We start from the raw sequence: 522 nt of genomic DNA on the forward strand, positions 1-522 counted from the left end.
GATTCAAAGATATTTCATCTTACGGCTATTGTGCTTCTAAAAAAGAAACTTACTACGGTCTAAAACTTCATGCTGCAGTTACTCTAGAAGGTTATATCACCGATATTGAAATAACAGCTGCAAATGTAGATGATAGGGTAATCCTTTGGGAGATGTTCCATGATACTTATCAACCTATCATACTAGGTGACAAAGGATATATTGGTGATCAGTTTGCTGAGGAACTAAAGCAGGAAAAAAGCATAACGCTATTGGCTTTAAAACGAAATAACAGCAAAAATCCCTACCCAAAAGACTTGAGAAATTGGATTAGTAAACATAGAAGACGCATTGAAACTACTTTTTCACAGTTAGCTGAGCAATTTCATGTTAATCAAGTTCTAGCAAACTCGTTTAGTGCTCTAAAAGCTAGACTTCAAAGCAAAATTCTAGGACATAACATATCTTGTTTCATAAATAAGTGTCTTGGTAATAAAGCAACAGCACAGATTAAACATTTAATATTTGGATAAATATACTGAT

General features: G+C 33.3%; 1 protein-coding gene. It reads left to right on the forward strand.

Annotated features, from left to right (window positions below):
• A partial coding sequence (locus JCM14822_RS18850) for an IS982 family transposase (protein WP_157047923.1) occupies positions 1–512 on the forward strand: 512 nt, incomplete at its 5' end.
• Positions 513–522 lie beyond the last annotated feature (10 nt).

Origin of the sequence: Cellulosilyticum ruminicola JCM 14822 (genome assembly GCF_001311925.1) — a bacterium.
Lineage (GTDB): Bacteria > Bacillota > Clostridia > Lachnospirales > Cellulosilyticaceae > Cellulosilyticum > Cellulosilyticum ruminicola.